This is a genomic window from Reyranella sp. (genome assembly GCF_050185545.1).
Taxonomy (GTDB): Bacteria; Pseudomonadota; Alphaproteobacteria; order Reyranellales; family Reyranellaceae; genus Reyranella.
In genome coordinates this window covers 1-2,924 of record NZ_JBFWZI010000362.1, presented here as the reverse complement: position 1 = coordinate 2,924, position 2,924 = coordinate 1, and the positions used below count along the sequence as shown (strand labels likewise).

The window sequence follows — 2,924 nt, the reverse complement described above, 5'->3', positions numbered from 1 at the left end:
GCGCGCTCCGCCTCGGTGCGGTCGGGCGTCTCGTCGGTGACGCCGTAACCTTCCATCTCGCCGCCGGCGAAGGATTGGACGACCATCCCGTCGCGCCGCGGCACGGTCAGGATGTGCTTGTAAACCACCCCGTAGCGGACGTCGGCTTGTGGGATGAGGCGGGCGATCTGGCCACGCACCGGGACGAGCGTCTCGTCCTTCCACAGCGCCCGCGCGCCGTAGCCCGTGCAGTTGATGACCACTCGCTTGCCAAGGGCGGCGATCTGCGCGGGCGAGCCGAAGTCGGCGCGCCGGAACTGGCCGCCGGCAATGAAGAAGTCGTTGAGCAGCGTGTGGCCGTAGTCGGCGATGTTGAAGATCATGATCTCGCTGCGGGCGACGGCCGCCGCCCTGAAAGGGGTGGAGTCGGCCGACACGCGCCGCCATCTGGGCGTCAGGTCGGCAATGCGCCTGCGGTAGGAGGCGAAGTCCAGGGCCGGGCCCGGAGCGGTGGAGCCGCTTGCGCCGGCCCTGTTGGCGCCGGCAGGAGGGGCGGGCGGAGTGATGCTGTATTGATCGACCCACTCCACCGGAGCCCCCGGCAATCCCAGATAGTTGCGGTGCGCTTTGTAGGCGGTTCGCGCCATGTCCTCCCACAGCGTCGCAAAGTCCGGTGCGGCCCTGTCGACCAGCGCGATGCGCGAGTCCGGGGTCCACTCGCCGGTCGCCCTGGCCGAGGTCGTGAGCGGCAGCTGATCGCGCGCGTGGATCGTCACGCGCACGCCGGCGCGCTGGGCGAGGATTGCCGAGGTGAGGCCGAGCGCGCCGCAGCCGATCACCGCGACCTCGTTGGGATTGGCCTGCATCGCCAGCCGCACCGCGCGGGCGCTGGATCCCCAGGAGAGCGACCAGCCGCTGCCGCCATGGCCGTAATTGTGCACGACCAGCGTATCGCCCAGGCGCTCGGCCTCGACGCGCGGCCCGGCGGGGCGGAACGGCCGCAGGCAGACGGCGATGTCGATGATCCGGTCGCTCCGCGCGCGGATCGGCACGAGCGGCGGCGCGGCCTCGAAGGACGATCGACCGGGCATCTGCGAACAGGCCGCTGCCAGCATGCCGCCGCCGATCACGGAGGCCCGCAACAGCCCGCGCCGGCTCAAGCGCGCCCGTTCGCCCATCTCTGCCTCCCCTCCAACGTTGCTGACGGCAGCCTCGCCTCCGAGGTCGCCGGCTCGGCTATGACATTGGGCCTTTGCCGGACATCCGCCGCGCGGCTTGCGCACTCCATCCGCTCGGCCTCTGGTGATGCCTGAAAGGTCGCGACCTGCGGTCACGAGACTACTAACACCATCCACATCCGATACCTACCAGGGGCACATCATGGCCAGCGCCGCCCGTTCAGGTGCTGCTCGCGCCCAGGTCGCCCGAGTTGTATCGAGCGCGGGAATCAGCGGCGGACATTGGCCTTTTGCGTTTGGCCGGGCTTTCGCATATGGAAAAGACACCGTCATCCCGAGCGGAGCGGCCCGATCAGGCGCTGTTTACAGCGCCATTGGCGGCGCAGTCGAGGGACCTTTCTTACTGATGCTGCATGAAGAAAGGTCCCTCCACTGCGCCTCGCTACGCTCGGCTCCCGGTCGGGATGACGGAATAAACTTTCCATATGCGAATGCCCTGTGGCGTTGCCGGGGCCGCGCGCAATAGGCAAAGGGAGAGGCATCCATGACTCGAACGACCGCCGGAATTGGCGGCACCATGGGCGTCGCGGCCGCTCAGCTGGCCGGAACGGCGAGCGCGCAGGATTCACCGGGAAGCGCCGCGCTCGACGCGAGCCTGCGTGGCGCGGTCGAGCGCGGAGACGTGCCCGGCGTGGTCGCGCTGGTCACCGATCGCGAGGGCGTGCTCTATCAGAGCGCCTTCGGCGTCGCCGACGTCGCCACCGGCCGCCCGTTAACGACCGACGCGCTGTTTCGCATCGCCTCCATGACCAAGCCGGTCACGTCGCTGGCCCTGATGCAGCTCGTCGAGCAGGGGCGTCTTGGTCTCGATGACCCGGCCGAGAGATACCTGCCCGAGCTCGCCGGGCTGAAGGTCTTCGAATCGTTCGACGCGGCGAGCGGCGACTACCGGCTTCGCCCGGCGTCGAGACCGGCGACGGTCCGGCACTTCCTGACGCACACGTCGGGCCTGGCCTATCCGTTCACCAGCGCGACCTGGCGCGATTTCAAGCCGCGCGCCGGCGAAGCCTATCCGTTCGGTGGGCCGCTGCTGTTCGATCCGGGCGAGCGCTGGCACTACAGCACCGGCACCGACGTCGTCGGCAGGCTGGTCGAGGTGCTGTCCGGCCAGCAGCTCGAAGAGTATTTCCGCCAGCACATCTTTGCGCCACTCGGGATGGACGACACCTTCTACAACGTTCCGGAGGCGAAAGGGCCGCGGCTCGTGGCGCAACAGCAGCGCGCCGGCGAGCGCATGGACGGCGCCATCGAGCTGCAGGAGCCGCAGCCGGGGCTCGCGATAGCGGCGCCGATCGGCGGTGGCGGCCTCGCCTCGACGGCAAGCGACTACGGGCGCTTCGTGCGCATGCTGCTGAACGGCGGCGCGCTCGACGGGGCGCGCGTGCTGGAGGCCGAGACGGTGGCGCTGATGGGCCGCAATCACATCGGCGAGGTTCCCGTCCCCGCGCTCGAGTCGGCGCTGCCGCGCAGCGCCCACTTCACTTTCATCGCCGATGGTCGCGACAAGTGGGGACTCGGCTTCCTCATCACCGCCGACCAGATACCCGGCAAGCGCTCCCCGGGCAGCCTGAGCTGGGGCGGCATCAACAACACCTTTTTCTGGATCGACCCCGCGCGCAGCATCGCGGGCGTGATCATGATGCAATACCTGCCGTTCGCGGATGCCATGGCGCTGGCCGTCTGCGACGAGTTCGAGCGCGGCGCCTA

General features: G+C 69.2%; 2 protein-coding genes. One reads left to right on the top strand and one right to left on the bottom strand.

Features of this window, described 5'->3' with window-relative positions; genetic code table 11:
• Positions 1 to 1,109 (bottom strand): FAD-dependent oxidoreductase (locus tag AB7O82_RS38050; RefSeq protein ID WP_428621942.1); only part of this gene is annotated, 1,109 nt, incomplete at its 3' end.
• Positions 1,110 to 1,701: 592 nt separating this feature from the next.
• Here AB7O82_RS38050 and AB7O82_RS38045 point away from each other — a divergent pair.
• Positions 1,702 to 2,924, top strand: a 1,223-nt coding sequence (locus AB7O82_RS38045; RefSeq protein WP_428621941.1) for a serine hydrolase domain-containing protein, incomplete at its 3' end; no start/stop codon positions are given.